This window comes from Pseudomonas sp. RGM 3321, from assembly GCF_022836805.1.
GTDB lineage: Bacteria > Pseudomonadota > Gammaproteobacteria > Pseudomonadales > Pseudomonadaceae > Aquipseudomonas.
Genome location: NZ_JALHBH010000041.1, coordinates 1 through 462, shown reverse-complemented (window position 1 = coordinate 462; position 462 = coordinate 1). Strand labels below are relative to the sequence as shown.

Sequence of the window (462 nt, the reverse complement as noted above, 5' to 3'; positions counted from 1 at the left end):
ACATAGCCGTCCCGTTCAAAGTTGTGGGCGGCTGCGGCAAGTATTCTGCTTCTCACCTCATCGCGATGAGGTCGTTCTACTGCGGCAGGCATCACAAGTTGTCGTCCTTCGAGGAATCTAGATCTGATCGGTGGCGGTATCACCGGTATCGGATACCGATGGTATCCGTCACTAGGGTCCAGCCCAAATCAGTCGGCTAGGGTAGAAAGCCCGAGTGTCGTCGTGACGAGGAGGGTCATGTCATTGTCGTTATCCGATCTCGATGGGGATTACCTCATGTCGAGTACGACCACCGATTCCTTCGCCGTGCTTCTACAGCGAGTCGCTCCTGAACTCTTGCCCCCGACGACAGTCAACACCAGCGTTCCCGAACTGTTGAGGCACGGCAGAACTGTGCTGGCGATTCGCTACAACGGGGGAGTCGTCGTTGCCGCTGATCTGGGCTCCGCATTGGCAAGACGC

At 56.9% G+C, this 462-nt stretch carries 1 pseudogene; it reads left to right on the top strand.

The window, feature by feature from the left end:
• Window positions 1-237: 237 nt before the first annotated feature.
• Window positions 238-462 (top strand): annotated as a pseudogene (locus tag RGM3321_RS00150) (hypothetical protein); the annotation flags it as partial.